19 protein-coding genes are annotated in these 18,176 nt (G+C 25.7%); 2 read left to right on the forward strand and 17 right to left on the reverse strand.

Going from position 1 to position 18,176, the window contains the following annotated elements; genetic code table 11:
• Nucleotides 1-2: 2 nt before the first annotated feature.
• The 8 genes from ABDZ60_RS07830 to ABDZ60_RS07865 all read right to left on the reverse strand — a co-directional run bounded on the left by ABDZ60_RS07830 (nt 3) and on the right by ABDZ60_RS07865 (nt 6,895).
• A complete protein-coding gene (locus tag ABDZ60_RS07830) occupies nt 3-1,541 on the reverse strand; it encodes an ATP-binding protein (protein ID WP_047001567.1) in 1,539 nt (512 codons plus the stop codon).
• Between the two features lie 198 nt (nt 1,542-1,739).
• Nucleotides 1,740-2,318 (reverse strand): hypothetical protein, encoded by a 579-nt coding sequence (locus ABDZ60_RS07835; protein WP_016206540.1) that lies wholly within the window; start codon nt 2,316-2,318, stop codon nt 1,740-1,742.
• Nucleotides 2,319-2,423: 105 nt separating this feature from the next.
• On the reverse strand, nt 2,424-3,575 hold the full coding sequence (locus ABDZ60_RS07840; RefSeq protein ID WP_343777336.1) for an AlbA family DNA-binding domain-containing protein: 1,152 nt from the start codon (nt 3,573-3,575) through the stop codon (nt 2,424-2,426).
• Nucleotides 3,576-3,678: 103 nt separating this feature from the next.
• Complete coding sequence (locus ABDZ60_RS07845) at nt 3,679-4,236, reverse strand: TlpA family protein disulfide reductase (protein ID WP_343777338.1); 558 nt, start codon at nt 4,234-4,236, stop codon at nt 3,679-3,681.
• A gap of 12 nt (nt 4,237-4,248) precedes the next feature.
• On the reverse strand, nt 4,249-4,938 hold the full coding sequence (locus ABDZ60_RS07850; protein ID WP_343777340.1) for a cytochrome c biogenesis CcdA family protein: 690 nt from the start codon (nt 4,936-4,938) through the stop codon (nt 4,249-4,251).
• A gap of 258 nt (nt 4,939-5,196) precedes the next feature.
• Nucleotides 5,197-5,346 carry a hypothetical protein gene (locus ABDZ60_RS07855; RefSeq protein WP_156174332.1) on the reverse strand — a complete coding sequence of 50 codons (150 nt, stop codon included), beginning with the start codon at nt 5,344-5,346 and terminating at the stop codon, nt 5,197-5,199.
• Between the two features lie 490 nt (nt 5,347-5,836).
• On the reverse strand, nt 5,837-6,265 hold the full coding sequence (locus ABDZ60_RS07860) for a DUF3783 domain-containing protein (protein ID WP_016206544.1): 429 nt from the start codon (nt 6,263-6,265) through the stop codon (nt 5,837-5,839).
• A gap of 108 nt (nt 6,266-6,373) precedes the next feature.
• Complete coding sequence (locus ABDZ60_RS07865; RefSeq protein WP_016206545.1) at nt 6,374-6,895, reverse strand: putative ABC transporter permease; 522 nt, start codon at nt 6,893-6,895, stop codon at nt 6,374-6,376.
• Between the two features lie 185 nt (nt 6,896-7,080).
• Between ABDZ60_RS07865 and ABDZ60_RS07870 the strand changes: the two genes are divergently transcribed.
• Nucleotides 7,081-7,959: a cation diffusion facilitator family transporter gene (locus tag ABDZ60_RS07870; RefSeq protein WP_343777344.1), complete on the forward strand. Its 879-nt coding sequence runs from the start codon at nt 7,081-7,083 to the stop codon at nt 7,957-7,959.
• Nucleotides 7,960-8,024: 65 nt separating this feature from the next.
• Here the strand turns inward: ABDZ60_RS07870 and ABDZ60_RS07875 are convergent, their stop codons facing one another.
• The 9 genes from ABDZ60_RS07875 to ABDZ60_RS07915 all read right to left on the reverse strand — a co-directional run bounded on the left by ABDZ60_RS07875 (nt 8,025) and on the right by ABDZ60_RS07915 (nt 17,281).
• Entirely contained in the window at nt 8,025-8,678 is a 654-nt protein-coding gene (locus ABDZ60_RS07875; RefSeq protein WP_047001572.1) for a TIGR03943 family putative permease subunit, read from the reverse strand.
• Nucleotides 8,679-8,687: 9 nt separating this feature from the next.
• Nucleotides 8,688-9,596, reverse strand: a complete 909-nt coding sequence (locus ABDZ60_RS07880) for a permease (protein WP_016206548.1) — start codon at nt 9,594-9,596, stop codon at nt 8,688-8,690.
• Nucleotides 9,593-10,222: a GTP-binding protein gene (locus tag ABDZ60_RS07885; protein ID WP_052953964.1), complete on the reverse strand. Its 630-nt coding sequence runs from the start codon at nt 10,220-10,222 to the stop codon at nt 9,593-9,595. Before ABDZ60_RS07885 ends, ABDZ60_RS07880 begins: the two co-directional genes overlap by 4 nt.
• Nucleotides 10,223-10,232: 10 nt before the next feature.
• On the reverse strand, nt 10,233-11,189 hold the full coding sequence (locus tag ABDZ60_RS07890; protein WP_016206550.1) for a CobW family GTP-binding protein: 957 nt from the start codon (nt 11,187-11,189) through the stop codon (nt 10,233-10,235).
• A gap of 156 nt (nt 11,190-11,345) precedes the next feature.
• Nucleotides 11,346-12,968 (reverse strand): hypothetical protein, encoded by a 1,623-nt coding sequence (locus ABDZ60_RS07895; protein ID WP_047001575.1) that lies wholly within the window; start codon nt 12,966-12,968, stop codon nt 11,346-11,348.
• Nucleotides 12,969-13,528: 560 nt separating this feature from the next.
• The gene (gene deoC, locus ABDZ60_RS07900) at nt 13,529-14,203 is read right to left on the reverse strand and encodes a deoxyribose-phosphate aldolase (protein ID WP_016206552.1); all 675 of its coding nucleotides are present in this window, start codon (nt 14,201-14,203) and stop codon (nt 13,529-13,531) included.
• A 110-nt stretch (nt 14,204-14,313) separates the two neighbouring features.
• Nucleotides 14,314-15,360: a DNA polymerase IV gene (locus tag ABDZ60_RS07905; protein ID WP_016206553.1), complete on the reverse strand. Its 1,047-nt coding sequence runs from the start codon at nt 15,358-15,360 to the stop codon at nt 14,314-14,316.
• Nucleotides 15,361-15,372: 12 nt separating this feature from the next.
• The gene (locus ABDZ60_RS07910; RefSeq protein ID WP_016206554.1) at nt 15,373-16,323 is read right to left on the reverse strand and encodes a DUF4003 family protein; all 951 of its coding nucleotides are present in this window, start codon (nt 16,321-16,323) and stop codon (nt 15,373-15,375) included.
• A gap of 199 nt (nt 16,324-16,522) precedes the next feature.
• Nucleotides 16,523-17,281, reverse strand: a complete 759-nt coding sequence (locus ABDZ60_RS07915; RefSeq protein WP_343777350.1) for a hypothetical protein — start codon at nt 17,279-17,281, stop codon at nt 16,523-16,525.
• A 152-nt stretch (nt 17,282-17,433) separates the two neighbouring features.
• On the opposite strand from ABDZ60_RS07915, the gene ABDZ60_RS07920 reads away from it, so the two are divergent.
• Nucleotides 17,434-18,135, forward strand: a complete 702-nt coding sequence (locus ABDZ60_RS07920) for a hypothetical protein (RefSeq protein WP_343777352.1) — start codon at nt 17,434-17,436, stop codon at nt 18,133-18,135.
• Nucleotides 18,136-18,176 lie beyond the last annotated feature (41 nt).

Consider the following 18,176-nt stretch of genomic DNA (forward strand, 5'->3'; position numbering starts at 1 on the left):
TTTTATATTTCTACCTCCCAAGTCGTAATTTTATCAGAAGTTAATTTTAAAGTCCCATTTAATGATTCTATTATATTTTTTATATTGTATAAACCAAAGCCTCTTAAATCTCCCTTTGTACTAAACCCTCTTTCAAATATTTCATCTTTAATATTATCATCAATTTTACTTCCATTATTTTTTACTATAATCTTTATCTTTTCATCTTGGAAAATTCCAATATATATGTATCCATTTTCTATAATTTTTGCTTCTTCAATAGAATTTTCTAAAAGATTTCCTATAATAGTTAATATATCTTGAACTCTTATATTATTAGGAATAAACTTTAAATGAGAATTTTCATCAACTTCAAACTTTATTTTCATTTCATCTGATTTATTATATTTGGAAAATATCAACCCTTGTATTGATGGTTCCTTTATTTTACTTAGATTATCTGTAACTATTCCTCTAATTCCTGTAGTGTGAAAAATATATTCTAAAGCCTTATCAGTCTCATCTAATTGTATTAAACCAGCTATTGTATGTAACTTATTCATAAATTCATGATTTTGTGCTCTTAAATTCCACGTTAATTCCTTTACTCCAGTTAACTCCTCTGCCATATTATGAACCTTTGTAAAATCTTGAAAGCTAGCAATTGCTCCTACAACCTTACCATATTCACCAATGATGCTATAGAAATTTCCCATTATTATTATATTATTTTCTAACCTTATTTCTTTATTAAATATTCTACTTCTTCTATACATAACTTCAAATAATAGATTTATTATTTTAGAATTTATTTTATTACTTGAATTTATATTCAGTATCTCTAAAGCTTTGTTATTTATTACCGTCACATAACCTTCGTCATTTATTGCTATTAATCCTTCTTCTATATTATTAATTATAGATTCTTTTTCTCTTAATTGATTAGCTATTTCTTCTGGCTCTAATCCATAAATATCTTCTTTTATATTATTAGCTAACTTTTTTGCTAAAAATATTATTATAATAAAAACACCTATAAATACTGGTATTAATCCTTTTATATACTCTTTAACCTCGCTTCTCAAGTCCCTTTTTAACATCCCTACAGCAACAGCCCCAACTTGCACACCATCTTTATGCACTGGTACAAATGCTCTTATAGATTTCCCTAAATGCCCCTCGCCTTCTGATACATATGTTTCTCCATCTTTTAAAACTAACTTTTCATCGCCACCTAAAAACCGTCTTCCGATATTATCTGGAATAGGATGTGAATATCTTACACCTTCGGTATTCATTACTGTTATAAATAATAGTCCTGTTTTTAGTCTTACTCTTTCAGCAAAGTTTTGAACTTTCAAATGTCTTGGATCTTCGCCATCTGCTAATTCCTTCTGAATCATGGGATTCGCTGCAACTACAAAAGCGGTATCAGTCAAACTCTTGCCTATTGCTTCAGATACTTTATTATTTATAATTGCTATTGAAAAAATGCTTATAATTAGTATTACTGCTATAAAAATACCAATTGTAAGCCTTGAAATTTTCTTTTCTAAAGTCATTCTTATACCTCTATACTATAGTTATTATTTTTGCCACAATAATTATACATTAATATATAAAATGTAACAAATAAAAAAGTGGACATATGTAAATTTGCTTATTCTATCCCTCTAATCTAGGTCACTGCAAACTTTCATATGTCCATTGAAAAACTGAAGAAATTAAGTTATAAAAAGGATGAGAAAATTCTCATCCTTTTACATTGGCTTTATTATACTTAAAACATAATTCTTAAATTCTTCAAAACTTCCAGTTAGTATAGAAGCTCCCTTATTTATTTTTTTACTATTAAAATTATATTCTGCGGAACCATAGTTAAAACTTGCACTTGAAACTATAATACTTGTATCTATAACTCTATAATTAATTTTTGACATTACTATATTTTTGCAAAATTCTATAAAATCATTTGCTTTATCTATATCTTCATTCCCTAATACGTTTAATGTAAATTTAAATAATTCATATCCTCCAATAAGAGGAACCATTTCTCCATTTAAAATATAAAATACTTTACTCATATTATAAAAATATTTCATATTTCCATAACTCATAGTTCTAAATTCATAATTAATATCTAAATTACTATTATTTAATGCTTGGAATTTTTCTGCTATTTCATCCCACGCCTTTGCTTCTGCACTTTTATTATTATTTATAATACTTTTAAATTGAGCAAAAGCATTTTCTAAATCTTTATCTTTATTTACAATTGATCCATTTACAGCTACACTATATTCATTATTTTCATATATTAATTCCACTTTACTATTCATAATTAAACTCCCCTACCTTCAAAAATCTTATTATTATTTAATAATTATTATTATATCATATTTTGTTTTAAAACTTCAAGGGTATAATTCTTTATATTATGATAGTTATACTTTTTTGTAAGTATTTATTCCAGGTAAGATTACTTTAAAATTATCATCTTTTATTGAATTTACTAACTTAACTTTTCCAACTCCATAAAAAGCCTTTTTCATTCTTAAAAATCCTCTTCCATTATTTAAAAATCTTTTGTTGTTATCTAATGTTATCAACTTTTCGTAAATCCACATATTTCTTTTGCTACTTCCAACTCCATTATCTAACCTTTCAATTAATGCTCCCGGACTAGTTATTGATATGGATTTATACCCTATGTTTACTTCTATAATCTTATTTATACTGGAGTACTCCCTATATAAAACTGCATTTTTTATGCCTTCTACTATTGCAGAAGTTGGATACTCCTTAGGTAAAATATTAAAAAGAACTTTTTCTGATTTATCTATCATATTTAATATACTACCTTGAATTACTGTAACCTCATCTTCACTTTTATTAATTCTATTTATTATCTTTATCATATTTTGAGGAATCCATAAGCTATTATAATTTGAAAAAACCAACAATCCACCTAAAGTACAATTCATATTTTCACTTTCTTTTTCTCTATAAGCTATTCTTGAACTTTCTAAAAGAAACTTTTTATTTTCATTGTTTAATTCTATACCTTTATTATAAAAATATTGTTTAAGCAAAATTTCATCTAAAAATGAAATATCACTTTTAACTATTGTAGAAGTTTCCATAAAGAAATCTAAATTTTCTTCAAAAGCTTCAATTAGTTCCTGCTTTCTCATAGTATCTGTGGTAGATCCTCTTCTTATATAAAAAGCTCCACTTTCTCTTATTTGATATGGTTTTTGTTCTCCTGAATAAATAGTTATTACACATATACTTTTATTTTCTATATTTATTGTATCAACAGATATTGGAATAGGTGGTTCACACCTTGATGAAACTATTTGTTGTACTTGTTCTTCTTTTATTATTTCATCATCTTTTAACCCAACAATTTTTTTACTTTTATCTTCTACTCCAATTATTATATAACCTCTTCCACCTCTAGAATTTGCAATAGCAGAAATATCTTTTGCTAATTCCTTTTTATTACTTTCATATTGTAAGGATAGCCTTAATTTAAAATCTAGCTTTACTCCTTCATCCTTTTTTATTAAGGAAAGTAACCTTTTGCTATCCACTAAAATATCCTCCCATCTATAAAACTATTATATACTGATATAGTACTATAAAAATAAAAGATCAGACACATAAATTTTGCCCAATCTTCTTTCTTTATTATATTTAATTAATAAGCTTTTTAATATTATTAATTAAAATAGATTCTTCTATCAAACCTATATTATCCTTTACTATATTTCCATCTATATCTATAAATATAGTTCTTGGTATCGATTGAACTACATATGCATTAGTAGCACTTAATTTTTCATCGAATAAAATTTTCATATCTAAATTATTTTCTTTCAAGTAATTTATTGCTTTTTCCTTAGTTTCTCTTTCACCATCTGTAAGGTTTACCATAAATATTTCTACATCTTCACCATATTTCTTCATAGCTTCTTGAAAATATGGCATTTCAGCTTTGCAAGGACCACACCAACTTGCCCATATATTTACTACAACTGGCTTTTTTCCTTTAAAATCTGATAGCTTTATAGCCTCCCCATTTTCATTATAGACTTCAAAGTCTGGTGCTTTTCTTTTTTCTGCACTACTGTTTTCTTTGTTATTTTCAATAGGCATATATCTTCCCGAAAGATATCCATATCCAAACTTTACAATAACAAATAATAAAATTAATGATACTACTATTAGTATTAATTTCTTTGTATTATTCAATTTCCTTTCCTCCTAATTAAAAGTAAGTAATGATAATAACTTATTTAAGTAACCTGTCATCATAAAAATTCCTATTATGATTAATAGTATTCCTGATATTGTATTTATAATTTTATAATTTTTCTTAATAAATTTGAAAGCTCCCTTTAGTGTCTCAATTAGTATAGCAGAAATTATAAATGGAATTCCAAGTCCTAAACTATAACTTAGTAACATAAAGGTTCCTCGAACAGAATCTTGACTATTTGCAGCTAACATTAAAGCTGATCCCAGAAAAGTACCTACACAAGGTGTCCATCCTACTGCAAATATCATTCCAAATAAGATAGATGCTGTTAAATTAAGATTGTTTAAATTATTTTTATTTTTTAATTTAAAGCTTCTTTGCAAGATATTTATTTTCAAAATCCCGATATAGTTCAATCCAAATATAATTAATAGCGCTCCTGCTATAACATTAAAAGTTTTAATATATTTTTGTATAAATACACCAAAACTTCCTGCTGCTGCTCCTAATAATGTAAAAATAATTGAAAATCCAATTACAAATCCTATAGAATTCATTAATGCTTTATTATTATTTCTTTCTTCATTCTCCTTATTATCTCCCATAAAATATGAAATATATATAGGCAACATTGGTAAAATGCATGGTGAGATAAAAGTTATTATACCTTCTAAAAATGAAATAAAATAGTCCACAACATCACCTCTTTTCTTTTGGATAGTATATCATAATATTAGGAATTATTGAATAAGTTATTTTTTTAACCTATAAAACATCAAATTCTCAATAAAGTTAAACTCATATCAAAATGTAGCTTTAGGAATTGAAGTTTCTTCTTATACAAGACTATTCGCCTTTAATTTTATTTGTGAAATATAAAAATAGATATTGTAAACTAATATAGCCTATAATATCTATTTTCTAAAAATTCTTCTGTTATTAAGTTTTTTATCTTATTTTTCTAAATTTAACTTTATAACTTCTAAATCCTCTTCATTTATTTCAAGTAATTTTATTATGGTTTCTTCATCTAACCCTAAATTTCTAAGATTTAAAAATCTAGTTGTTATTGTTTCTAATTCAACTTCTCTCTTGACTCCCACTTAAAATCCCCCTTTTTTGAATTAACAATTAAAAATGCACAATAGATTTAAATTGTGAATATAAAGGCTACGATAAATAGATATATTTCATAAGCTAAATAGCTACGCAAAGAAGTACTAGGCTCGGAGAACTACTATGCCAAGAGTTTTGGTTAAACTCGCTGCGCTCAGACAAACCAACAACACTAAGGCATAGTAGCTCTTCCTTCACCAAGCACCTCTAGTTTCTCGCTATATGCTTATTTCACCGTCTATTTACCTTCGCCAACTTATATTAAGAATTTAAATTAATAATAAATTAAGTTATTGGTAAAAAATAATTGGTGAGGGACATTAAAATTTAGTTAAGCGTAGCAGACTATAATTTAACTTGTTCCCTGTTACCTTTTACCTGACACCTGTTCCCTTATTCCCTGTTACCTAAAAAAATAAAACAACTGTGCACTGTGCCTTGTGAACTGTGAACTGAAAAATGCTTGTCATTTTTTTACTATTCTTCATCATGGTTGAAGTCTTTTCCTGATTTCATTGCTATTCTTTCCGCCACTAGATTTTTCAATAAAAAGTTAACGGTCCACTCCCTTGATGTTTCTGTAACTGTAGCTTTTAATACATTATTTATTCTAAACTTCTTAATATTTTCAATAAATGTTCCCATCTTTGCACCTGGAATATTATTAAATATTATTGCTTTATTTTTTACTCCATCTTCTGAATCAGATAATATATTATTTTCTAATATATCTTTTACAATTGAATTTCCATTTTTATAATTTAATATTATTTTATCTTTTATTCCAAACATTCCTGCAAGATTGCTAATTGTTTTTACTTCCTTTGCATTAAAGTTACATAAAATAATACAGCTTCTTCCATCTCTTACTTCTGTATCTTTCATATCTAATTTTTCAAATGACATATTCTTCTCCTTTTCATTAAGTATATTATATATTTATATAATATATAAATACTAAAAATTAAGCAATATTGAATTTTTTCTTATAATTTTATTATGTATATTTAAAGCTTAATTTTGAATAGCAAGACTTCTATATAAACTTTTTATTGTTATTATTAAATCAAATATTATTACAAAACTGAAGATAAGATTTGATATTCTAAAACCCTTTTCTAAACTTAAATATATACTATTTATTATAGGTTGAACTACATTTAAACCTATATAGCATAGTACAAACCAATAAAAAGAAAATCTTAGTGTTATTAATCCTTTATAGTTCATCTTAAGATTTGAATAATCCCAATATTGTTTGTTAAACATTTCCTTTAATAAATACCCACTTATAAACTCTACTGCTGTAGGAACTATAAAATATAGTATAAGCTTTAATACTATGTTAATATTAAGATATTTATCACATAATACTAAAATAGTAAAAGCAATTCCATACATTGGTTTATATGGCCCCTTCATAAATCTTTCTTTATTAAAACTTCCAGATACAACATAGCTATACAAGCCTTCAATTAACCATCCTATAATTGAATATAATATTAAGTTAAATATAATAAAATTTATTATAGTCATTATATACACCAACCTTTAGTAATTTTAACTTTAGTTTAACCAAAATATCTTTATTAATTCCCCCTTCCCCCTTTTTATTTTTCTAACAACTTCTTTTTTAAACTCCTATAATTACTATCTTTTTTATAGTGTAACTTTTATAATTTGTAAGAATAAAATGGAATTATATATTATTTGTAAAGGAAATGAGAAAAATAGAAAATAATAATTATAAAAAAGTTAAGCTTATATTGTTAGTATTACTAGGGGCTAACTTAATTGTTGCCGTTTCTAAAATATTAATTGGTTTAGTAATAAATAGTTCCAGTGTAATGGCTGATGGGTTTCATTCTATTTCTGATAGTGCTTCAAATATAATAGGTATAATAGGTATTGTTTTAGCATCTAGGCCTAAAGATAGCTCGCATCCATATGGTCATAAAAAATTTGAAACAATTGCAAGTATGTTCATTGGAACTATGCTCTTATTTATATCTTTTAGCGTTATTAAATCTTCAATTTACAAGTTGTTTAATCCATCTATACTAGAAATTAATGTAGAGAGCTTAGTTATTATATTATTAACATTATTTATTAATATATTTGTTGCAGTTTATGAAAACAAACAAGGAATTAAACTTAATAGTCAACTACTAATTGCAGATTCTCTTCATACTAAAAGTGATATATTTGTTTCTAGCGGAGTTTTAATAACATTATTATGTATAAAATTAGGATTTCCTCCTATAGTTGATACAATAACTTCTTTTATAGTTTCTCTTTTCATACTTCATGCTTCTTACGAAATATTTAAAGATAATATTTCTCCTTTAACTGATAAAGTAATATTAGATGAAGAAATAGTTATTGATATTTTAGAAGAATTTGATGATATTAAAGATGTTCACAATATACGCTCTAGAGGTTTTAAAGATTATGTGTTTTTAGATATGCATATTAAAGTTGATTCTAATTTAAATATTGATGAAGCACATAGTTTAGTTCATAAAATTGAAAATACTTTAATTAACAAGCTGGGCAAAAAAATAGATGTAATAATTCATGTAGAACCAAATAAAAAATAACTTTATTTTATCAAATTAAAATGACTAGTTATAAAATATAAAACATATAACTAGTCATTTTTAAGTTAAAAATATTGGTTATTCGGTGGGTTCACCTTAATATATTCTATTATGTTTAAGTAGTACTCTCCATCATATTCTATTTTTCCTAAGACTTTTATCCATTGTCCATCATTAAAGTTATCTTTACTAATTGACTTTAAACCTATAATTACAGAATCTGCCACACAACAATTCATTTCTTCTCTTGCTAAAAGAAACTTTTGTTCATTATTATGTCTATGAACAAATCCAGTAAATATTATATATTTTCCTAAAAATTCTTCTCCACCCTCATCTATTTCTTCTATTATATGATGATTTTCATACGATATTTCTAGAGCCTCATCTGCTATCTTATTTTTAAAACTATAAACATTTATATTCATACTCTCTTGTATTATAAAATCATTTAATAATATAAATACTCCTATTGTTAAAGTCAATATTATTGGTAGATAGCTAATAGAACTATCTTTTCTCGAATTGAAACTTATTACTTTATATATTTGTGCTAAAATAAGTATCGGTAATATTATTAAAGCTATCCATAAATTCTTTGCAGTTTTTGCGCTTAAAAACCTATATATATACCCTGAAAATAATAAATATCCAATAAATGTTGTAAGCAGTATTAATATTAATAACCATATAAACTCATCCACATTAAATTTCTTCATACTACCTCCTTATATGATTATTGATAAAGCTATTGAAAAACCTAGTACAATTAGGGGAATTAATATTATAAGCTTAAGTGCAAAGCCTTTCTTAAAATAAGATCCAATTATTATAGAATTTTTCAAATCCAGCATTGGTCCAAGTATTAAAAATGCTGAAGTAGCTGGTAATCCAAAATGGTTTAAAAATCCTCTTGCTATAAATGCATCTGCTTCTGAACATAAAGAAAGTAAAAATGATAATGTCATCATTATAATTATAGGTATATACTTTCCACCTGACATTATATTTAACATATCTTTATCAACCATTACTATAAATGAACTAGATAAAAAAGAGCCTAATATGTAATACTTCAATATATTAGAAAATTCCTTATTAGCGTGTTCTAAGCATAATCTTATTTTAGATTTATTATAAAAATAATTAGTTGCTACACATCCACAATCACACATGGTATCATAATTATTGTTATTTTTTATTATATCCTTATTCTTTGTAGATAATATATCCATTAAACTTCCTATTACTATAGCACATACTATTCCCCCTAAAACTCTTATTAAAGCCACTTTTATTCCACTAAATGCATAAAAAGTTGATAATATAACTACAGGATTTACAATAGGAACAGAAAGCATGAAGACTATTGCTACTCCAATGGGCACCCCTTTTTTTATTAAGCTTTTTGCAATGGTTACTATAGCACATTCACATATAGGTATAAAAACTCCTATTAATGCAGCAAATAACATAGATATAAATTTATTTTTAGGTAAGATTCTTTTTACTAACTCCTCTGAAATATACATTTGTATTATTGCTGAAACTAAAGCTCCAATTAATATAAATGGTAACGCTTCTAATATCATACTAATAAATGTATTGGCCCATTTTTCTAATATAGTTATATTCATTTTTTGTATTCCCCCTTATTAAAAAGAGTTTTAAACTTTCTAGTTAATTTGCTTTCTTTAAAGTAATTACTTGCATCCAAATCGTCTTTTAAATTATTTATACTAAAAGATTTTATTATAGGTGCTGTAAAATTTATATTTTCTATAGTTTTTACTATAGTTTCTTTCTTCTCTTCATTCATATAATTTATATTATTTAATATTATAAGCTTACTTGATTGAATAAATGGAATTATAAGTTCTCCTATATTCTTTATATATACATCCAAATTCCTACAGTCTCCCACATAATAGTTCCCATAGAAGCTTGTCTTTTCTTTTATTTTTTTATCCTTAAGTAAATCAGTTACTATGTTCAAATTATGTGTTCCATTAAATTCAATTATTATTCTATTATATTTCTCCTCTTGTATTTCCTTTAATAACAGTTCTTTTATATTATTAACTTTTTCTAGATATACGACTTTAACATAATTTAAATTTCTTACTATATTAGTAGTTCCTTTTTCTAAAAGAACTACTAATATTTTTTCATTCTTACATACTTCTGTTGTTAAATAAGAATTTATAAAAGATGTTTTTCCAGAGCTTAGGAATCCACTTACTATTTCTAATTTACTCTTCACTTTTTACTCCTTATTTAAAAAGACTTTTTAGTTGATCTTTATTTAATTTAATTCCTATAAAAGAAATCACACTTTTAGATTCATTTTTTATTTCTCTAATTTGAAATTCATCTTTTACAAAATCAAATTGTCCATTACTGCCATCCAATAGCGTTACTATCCCTTTTGCTCTTAATACATCACCATAAGTCTTTGATGATGATATAAACTTAAATTTAGATATTAACTCTAATTTTGATATTTTAGCTTTTGGATAAATAGCAAAAGTCTCAAAAATTTCATCTGCTTTTTTATGCTCTTCAATTCTTTTACTTAGTTTAGCTTTATTCAACTTGCTTCCTTTTATATTTATAGCTTCATATTTACTAGCTTCTAAATGATTATTTTCTAGTATAAATTTCCCTTCTAATTTACTCCATTCATCAGTTATTATAATTGCTTCTTTATTTAATCTCTTGATTCTTGAAATAATATCTCCAAGATCTTGGGAATTTAACTTTTGAGTTCTGCTTAACACTATTTTCTTTGCATTTATTATTTGATTTTCATAAAATTCTTTAAAGTTTTCAATATAACTATTAAATTTTTCTGGATCTATTACTGTTATTATATTGTCTATAACTACCTTTTCATTTAAACTTTCAGCATTAAAAACTTTAACTATATCAGTTAATTTTGCAACTCCTGAAGGTTCAACTATTATTCTATCTGGTTTGTATTCTTTAATAACCTCTAAAATTGCTGATTTAAAATCTCCTGTAACTTGACAACAAATACATCCTGAATTTATTTCCTTTACCTCTATATTAGACTCTCTTAAAATTGCTGCATCGATACTAACTTCTCCAAATTCATTTTCTATAATTGCTATATTATTTTCATAAGCTCCTTCTGTAATAAGTTTTTTCATAAGAAAAGTCTTGCCAGCGCCTAAAAAACCTGAATAAATATCTATTTTTATTTTCATTTCACACCTCTATATAAAACTTACTTATATAATGTTCTAAACATTTTATGTGATAAAATCAAATTATATTACTACTTTTATTAGTAAAATATGAAATTAATATAAATAAAGAAAAGCATGAATTGATTAATCAATTCATGCTTTTCTTTATTTGTATTAATTCCCGTTATTATTTAAAGTAATATTTTCAAATGAGTTTGTTAATATGAATTTTCCATCTCCAAATTTTATAAATTTAACCGATATCTTATCTCCAACAGAACTTAATGCAACTTCTCTTGATGTTTCTGTGGAAACTGAAAATATATTATTATTTCCCTTAATTTTTATATCATAAATACTAGTTCCATCCTTAACTACTACTCCAATTCTCTCAATCTCTCCTTCTAAAGTTTCTTCATTATTACTTCCTTCAAGTGAAATATTAGTATCAGTCAATCCTTCTAAATATTTATTAAGAGTTCCTTGTAACGAATCCGCAACTCCTACTATATTATAGTTTTCAACATTTACCATAGCATATTGCTTAACTAATCCATTAGAGTCCTTTAAAGTCATAAAATAAGTTGGTTCGTTTTGTATATTTATTAAATACGGAAAAGTAGCTGTATATCCATACTGTTGAACTTTCCCTTCTGCTGACTTCATACTTGCTATTTCTGTTGCTCCTGAAGTTTTATACATATTTGCTTCACCAGTTCTAGTATTAGTTAGCATAAATCCTACCAATCCTTCATCATTTCCTACTGATGTTATTCCTGTATAATAATAACATTCTTCATTATTAAATATTAAATTCATTCCTTCGGTAGCCTTTAATTTATCCTTATCACTAAAGTTAAATATTCCATGTATAAGTTCTCCCCATTTATTTATATAGTTTTCTATATATCTATCTGGTTGAATTCTGTCTATCCATTTTGGTGCATCTTCTATTGAATAAATATTAGAATCCCCATTTTGAGCGTCTAGTACCAATACTCCTATTGCTTTTGATTCAGATAATCCAATAGCATTATCATATCTTGTAATTACCCAGTACGGATTACCTTCATCATCTAATTCAAAGGTAAAATCAGTATGACCTGCTTTCATATCTCTTAAATAAGCTGCTCTTCGTAAATCACTAAAAAGATACGCTGAATCTAAATATTTTATTTTAATATCTTTTCCATTTACTTCAGTTACCAATTGAATATCACTTTGATTTGTTGCACTTATTTTTATATAGCCTGTGGTTCCTTCTTTATTGGTAAACCACTTAAATAATGATGAATGCTCTAATGGAGCAACATAGTAAAGTTGTCCAGAGATACTTTGTAATGTTAAATCTCCAATTTCTACTTGGCTACCTAGGCTAGGAATCTCCCCCAGCTTTTTATCTGCTAATTTATATGCTAAATCTTTATCTATTGTTGGTAATTGTTTTAGATCTATATGATCTATTTCATTAGTAAACTCAATACTTTTTACATCACCAATTAGCTTTCTATGAGCCTTGTAACTCACTATAGGACTAAATACTCCCATTAGAATAATATATACTCCTGCCACTATTAATGCAATATTCATATATTTTTTACTAAATGTGAAAGTAGAATAAATTAATGTTACTAAAACAAATGTTGCAACAATATAAAATGAGTTCAACGTAATATCAAATACTAACTTACCATTAAAAAATAAAAATATTGCTACTATTGAATAAGTTATTAATAGCCAAGTTACGTATTTTAAAAATGATCCTTCTTTTGGTGTAAAGTTCCTTATATTATCCATTTTAATCCCCCGATATTTTTTACTTTATTATATAGTATATATTACAATATAATGCGATGTTTGTAAGTATATTTCTTTAAAATATTTATACATATTTGAAGACTCAAGTATTATTCTGTGTACCTTTCTAAAAATTCAACATCCTTACTGAATTTTATTAAATATAATTTTAAAATATTGTATAATAAATTAAAACAATTTCACTGAAATTTAAAATAGAATATATAGTCTAGTAATATAAAAAAGTCTGTAATAAACATTTGCTTATTACAGACTTTTTTTAGTTACTATTTACCCCATTGATTATTTGTAGCTGTCTTTTTTGCTCCATGACTTCCACTTTCATCAATATGTTTTTTTTCTTCTGATTTTTTATTTTTATTGCAACCACATCCATTAGTCATATCAAACACCTCCTATAACTTACACTATTATTATTTGCCTATAGACTTATTTTAATGTTATAAAAAATGTTCAATATATGGATTAATAATTAATGAAAAACTTTATTTCCCAAATAAATTTACGCATTTATTTATATTTAATAAAAGTTTTAAATATTAATAATTGGAGTTAGATTCAGTTCCTTCACATATTGCTATTGAAGCTGATGCACCTATTCTTGTCGCACCATTTTCAATCATAGCTAAAGCATCTGCATTAGTTCTTACTCCACCTGAAGCCTTAACTCCAAGATCAGGTCCTACTGTTTCTCTCATTAACTTTATATCCCTTGCTGTAGCTCCGCCAGTGCTGAATCCTGTAGATGTCTTAACAAAATCTGCTCCTGCTTCCTTTGACAACTTGCAAGCAGTTATCTTTTCTTCATCAGTTAATAAACAAGTTTCTATTATAACTTTAGCTAAAGCTTTTCCTTTTGCCGCATTAACAACAGCTTCTATATCTTTCTTTACATATTCTAAATTTCCCTCTTTAAGTTTTCCAACATTTATAACCATATCAACTTCTGTTGCACCTTTTTTAATTGTGTCTTCTGTTTCGAAAGCCTTTACTTCTGTTGTTGTTGCTCCTAAAGGAAAACCTATTACTGTACAAACCTTTACTTCACTACCCTTTAATATTTCTGCAGCTTTTTCAACCATAGAAGGATTTACACATACTGATGCAAAATTATATTCCAAAGCTTCAGTGCAAAGTTTTTCTACCTCCACTTCAGTTGCTTCTGCTTTTAATATTGTATGGTCTATCATTCTTGCTAAATCTTTTTTATTCATTTAATATTATCCTCCTGTATCTCAAGTTTATCTTTCAGGAATTTATTATAAATGAAAAACAATAGTAAATAAAGCTAGTTTATAAATAAATATATCAATTTATATTTTGTTTAAAATAACTTTAATTGTTCTATAGTATTTTCTTTAAATGATGATATAGAAATTCCTATTAACCTAATTCCTTGAGTTATTTCTTCATTATCTAGTATTTCCCTACATGTATTATATATATCCTTAAAGTTATTTGTATAATAATTTAGTGTTTTGCTTCTAGTATGACTTTGGAAATCACTTGTTTTATATTTTACTGTAATTGTTTTTCCTTCAACATTATCTCTTAAAAGACTTTTACTTATTTCTCCAGAAAAATTTTCTAAATACATTAATAATTCTTCTTTTTCATTAGTATCACTCTTTAGTGTTCTCTCTCTCCCATAAGACTTTCTATCCCTTTCAATTTTAACCTCTCTATTATCAATACCTCTTATTCTATCGTAGATTTCCAATCCATATTTACCTAAGTATTCTATATAAAAATTTTTAGGCATTTCATATAAATCCTTAACTAGAAATATTCCTATATTATTTAGTTTTTCTACTGATTTTTTACCAAGTCCATGTATCTTTGAAATAGGCAATGGTAACAGTATTTCTGGAATCATATTTTTCGTTATAATTTTTATTCCATTTGGCTTATTCCAATCTGAAGCTAATTTTGCTAAAAATTTATTATATGATATGCCTACAGAAATAGTTAGTCCAATCTCTTTAAAAACTCTATTTTTTATATATTTTGCAGCTTCCATTCCATTATCAAAATTACTATTAGTTATGTCTAAATAAGCTTCATCAATTGAAAGTGGTTCTATAATTTCTGTAACATCTCTTAAAATATTAAAAATCTGCCCCGAAACTTCTTTATATCTAAACATTCTTGTTCTTAAATATATACCATTTGGACATAATTTTTGTGCTATAAATATCGGCATTGCAGAATGCACTCCATATTTTCTAGCTTCATATGAACATGTTGATACAACTCCTCTTTCACTTACTCCACCAACGATTACTGGCTTACCCCTAAGTTTTTTATTATCAAGTTGTTCAACTGATGCAAAAAAGGCATCCATATCTACATGTAAAATTACCTTTTCCATATTTTCTCCTTTTTACGCTAGAGCTTCTGCAAACATTCCTTTATTTTTAGATTTTATAAAACAATATACCCCTAAGGCTAATAACTCATCTATATAATTTCTATTTTCAGATATCGTTGAAAATGATATTATTGTTATTGCTATAATATTCCTAAACCCTTTATCCATATAATATTCATATTCACTTTCTTCTTCACAAAGCATATCTACTACGTCTTCAATTAAATCAGAACTTTTTCTTATATCGTTATTAGTTAGCATTCCAAGTAAAGGTAAAAATTGTTGTGCTAATTTTATATCTCTTTTTTCTAGCTGTAATATAAATTCTATAGTCTTGTACATGTGCCCTGAAGATCCATTTAACATTATAGCATTTGTTAACCCCTGAATACCATTCTTAGATTTTATATTTAATTCTGCCATATGAGTATAAATACTTTCTATAAATTCATCAATTGTACTTACATCAATATCATTTAATGCCCATAATGCACAAACTAAATAATCATCTTCTCCAGTAATATTATAATATTTTTCTTTTAATAAAATATATACATCCTTCATTTTATTAACTATTTCATATTTATCCTTATTATATCCATATTTAGCTATAACAAAAGCTGCTAATATTAAATAATCACATTCATTAAATCCTTTAAATTTTAGTGTTTCCATCGTTTCATATATATCTTCTATTAGCTTGTACTCATTTGTTTCTTCCAATGCTATTAATAAAGATAAAATATAAAGCATTTCCCCTCTAAATGGTGAAACTCTTGATGAAGTAGATTTTATATATTTTCTAATTTCTTTTACTTTTTCAAACGGAATTTCTTTTTCATAATGAGTAAAAACTAAAGATGCAAAATGATTAATTAAATCTCCATCATTTCTTAAATCCTCTTTTGCAGCTCTATAATTCTCAATCGTTAAATTAACTTTGTCTATGAGAAGTTTTTCCATATTAATACTCCCTCACTTTACTTTAAGCATATTAATTCCCCAAGACTATTATACTATAAAAATTGTGTCAGTTTCATAACAAAATTATAACATTTTCTGAAATTTAACTTAAAGAAGCCAAGGTAAGGTTTTAATCTTACCTTGGCACTTAAACTTATCTTTTGTTCATTTAGATTCAAATTTAATTATCTAACTTTAACTAACAGCAACAGAATAATAATGCAAGAGCTGTTAATCCAAATAAACCTCCACAGCCACAACCGAATCCACATCCACATCCACCAAATCCACATGAACAACAATTGGAGGAGTTAGAAATATTCTCATATGGTGGTACACTTCCATTTCTATCAAATATAAAAATTAATTTTATAGTATTATCACAGTCTGTTACATAAGTTTGTGGATACTTACATAAGAATCTTGAAAGTGCAGGATTAAAAGATCTTACTATTATAGCAAATTCTTCTGGCATAGAATTTCTACTCAATCCGCAACCTCCACTAATATTTCCTGATGATAAATCACAATTACCGCTATTTAAGTCATTATTACCACAACTAGTACAACTTAATTCATCAAAATTAAAATTTTCTACTCCGAAGGACTCACTTTCATTAATAATGCTATTATCAAATGTATCAGTATCAAAATCAGAAATATTAAAATTATCCATATCCCAATTATCAAAACCAATATTATTACAACATGGATTTCTTCTTATTACTCTTATAGGACTAGAAATTGATAATAAATTATTACATGGAAGAGCCGGGGCCGGTAAAACACCATCACAATTCCTTACTATAATATTTATTTTTATTCCTTTTCCGCATATACATCCAGGTAAATTTCTTCTTAACGCTCTTCCAAAGGCTCCATCTGCACAAATTGATAAATTACATTCTGTTCCTGTAGATAAAGTATTACGTCTTACTCTTGTTAAACATATTCTCATTTGTATTCTCTCCTTTTATCTTGAAGTTTAGATAATACATAATATGTGTAACTTCCTTTATTGTTTACCCTATGTAAATTTATTATTTTAGTTATATATATGAATTTTTATTAGTACAATTATACGTAGAAATAATTTTGAAAGGAATACCAATGGCTAATAAAAAATTCTCTTTATTAAAATCTTCTAATAGTTCGTTAGTAGAAGAAGATACTATAATAAAAAAAAAGGAAGACTATCCAATAATAGATACAGAGGTAATAGAATTTATAACTAAAGAATTTCCTAAAGCTTCTATAGAAATAGCAAATTCTTTAACAAATTTAAAAAATACTTTAGAAAAATCTATAGATTTTATTGAAGATACATCTAGTTCAATAATAAAAAATGAAAGAAACTTTAATTTAAGTGGCAAATATAGAGAAATATCTGTAAGGCTTTATGATATTAGTATTAGTATTGAAAGATATATTGATTGGATGGATAGTATTAGAAATAAAAATGAAAAATTTGACTCTACCACAAAAAAAGAAGAAGAGGAAGATCTCCCCTTAGATGAGTCTATTCTTAATAATTATTTAGAAATATATAATGATTTTACTGATAAAACACCATTATCATTTAAATTAGATAACTTTAAAGTCCAGAGTGATGACTGGAATGATATAGTTATAAAAACTGCTGATATTCTTAATAAAAATTATAAATTTTCAAGGGATATAATGTATTCTAACATAACTTTACCAGAGATTATTTCTAGAAAGTCTCCTGAAAATGAATTCAGAGATACAATAATTGAAATGTTAATAGAATATAAGATAGATTTATCAAAATATTTAATTTTAGTTAAATAAACTTTGAATAATAATTATATTTAAGTAAATAATATAAATGG

The organism is Clostridium sartagoforme (assembly GCF_039521405.1).
Classification (GTDB): domain Bacteria; phylum Bacillota; class Clostridia; order Clostridiales; family Clostridiaceae; genus Clostridium; species Clostridium sartagoforme.

Coding starts and splice junctions, on each gene's coding strand:
- ABDZ60_RS07830 (WP_047001567.1), bottom strand. CDS start 1,541: ATGACTTTAGAAAAGAAAATTTCAAGGCTTACAATTGGTATTTTTATA.
- ABDZ60_RS07835 (WP_016206540.1), bottom strand. CDS start 2,318: ATGAATAGTAAAGTGGAATTAATATATGAAAATAATGAATATAGTGTA.
- ABDZ60_RS07860 (WP_016206544.1), bottom strand. CDS start 6,265: ATGTCATTTGAAAAATTAGATATGAAAGATACAGAAGTAAGAGATGGA.
- ABDZ60_RS07865 (WP_016206545.1), bottom strand. CDS start 6,895: ATGACTATAATAAATTTTATTATATTTAACTTAATATTATATTCAATT.
- ABDZ60_RS07870 (WP_343777344.1), top strand. CDS start 7,081: ATGAGAAAAATAGAAAATAATAATTATAAAAAAGTTAAGCTTATATTG.
- ABDZ60_RS07875 (WP_047001572.1), bottom strand. CDS start 8,678: ATGAAGAAATTTAATGTGGATGAGTTTATATGGTTATTAATATTAATA.
- ABDZ60_RS07880 (WP_016206548.1), bottom strand. CDS start 9,596: ATGAATATAACTATATTAGAAAAATGGGCCAATACATTTATTAGTATG.
- ABDZ60_RS07890 (WP_016206550.1), bottom strand. CDS start 11,189: ATGAAAATAAAAATAGATATTTATTCAGGTTTTTTAGGCGCTGGCAAG.
- ABDZ60_RS07895 (WP_047001575.1), bottom strand. CDS start 12,968: ATGGATAATATAAGGAACTTTACACCAAAAGAAGGATCATTTTTAAAA.
- deoC (WP_016206552.1), bottom strand. CDS start 14,203: ATGAATAAAAAAGATTTAGCAAGAATGATAGACCATACAATATTAAAA.
- ABDZ60_RS07905 (WP_016206553.1), bottom strand. CDS start 15,360: ATGGAAAAGGTAATTTTACATGTAGATATGGATGCCTTTTTTGCATCA.
- ABDZ60_RS07910 (WP_016206554.1), bottom strand. CDS start 16,323: ATGGAAAAACTTCTCATAGACAAAGTTAATTTAACGATTGAGAATTAT.
- ABDZ60_RS07915 (WP_343777350.1), bottom strand. CDS start 17,281: ATGAGAATATGTTTAACAAGAGTAAGACGTAATACTTTATCTACAGGA.
- ABDZ60_RS07920 (WP_343777352.1), top strand. CDS start 17,434: ATGGCTAATAAAAAATTCTCTTTATTAAAATCTTCTAATAGTTCGTTA.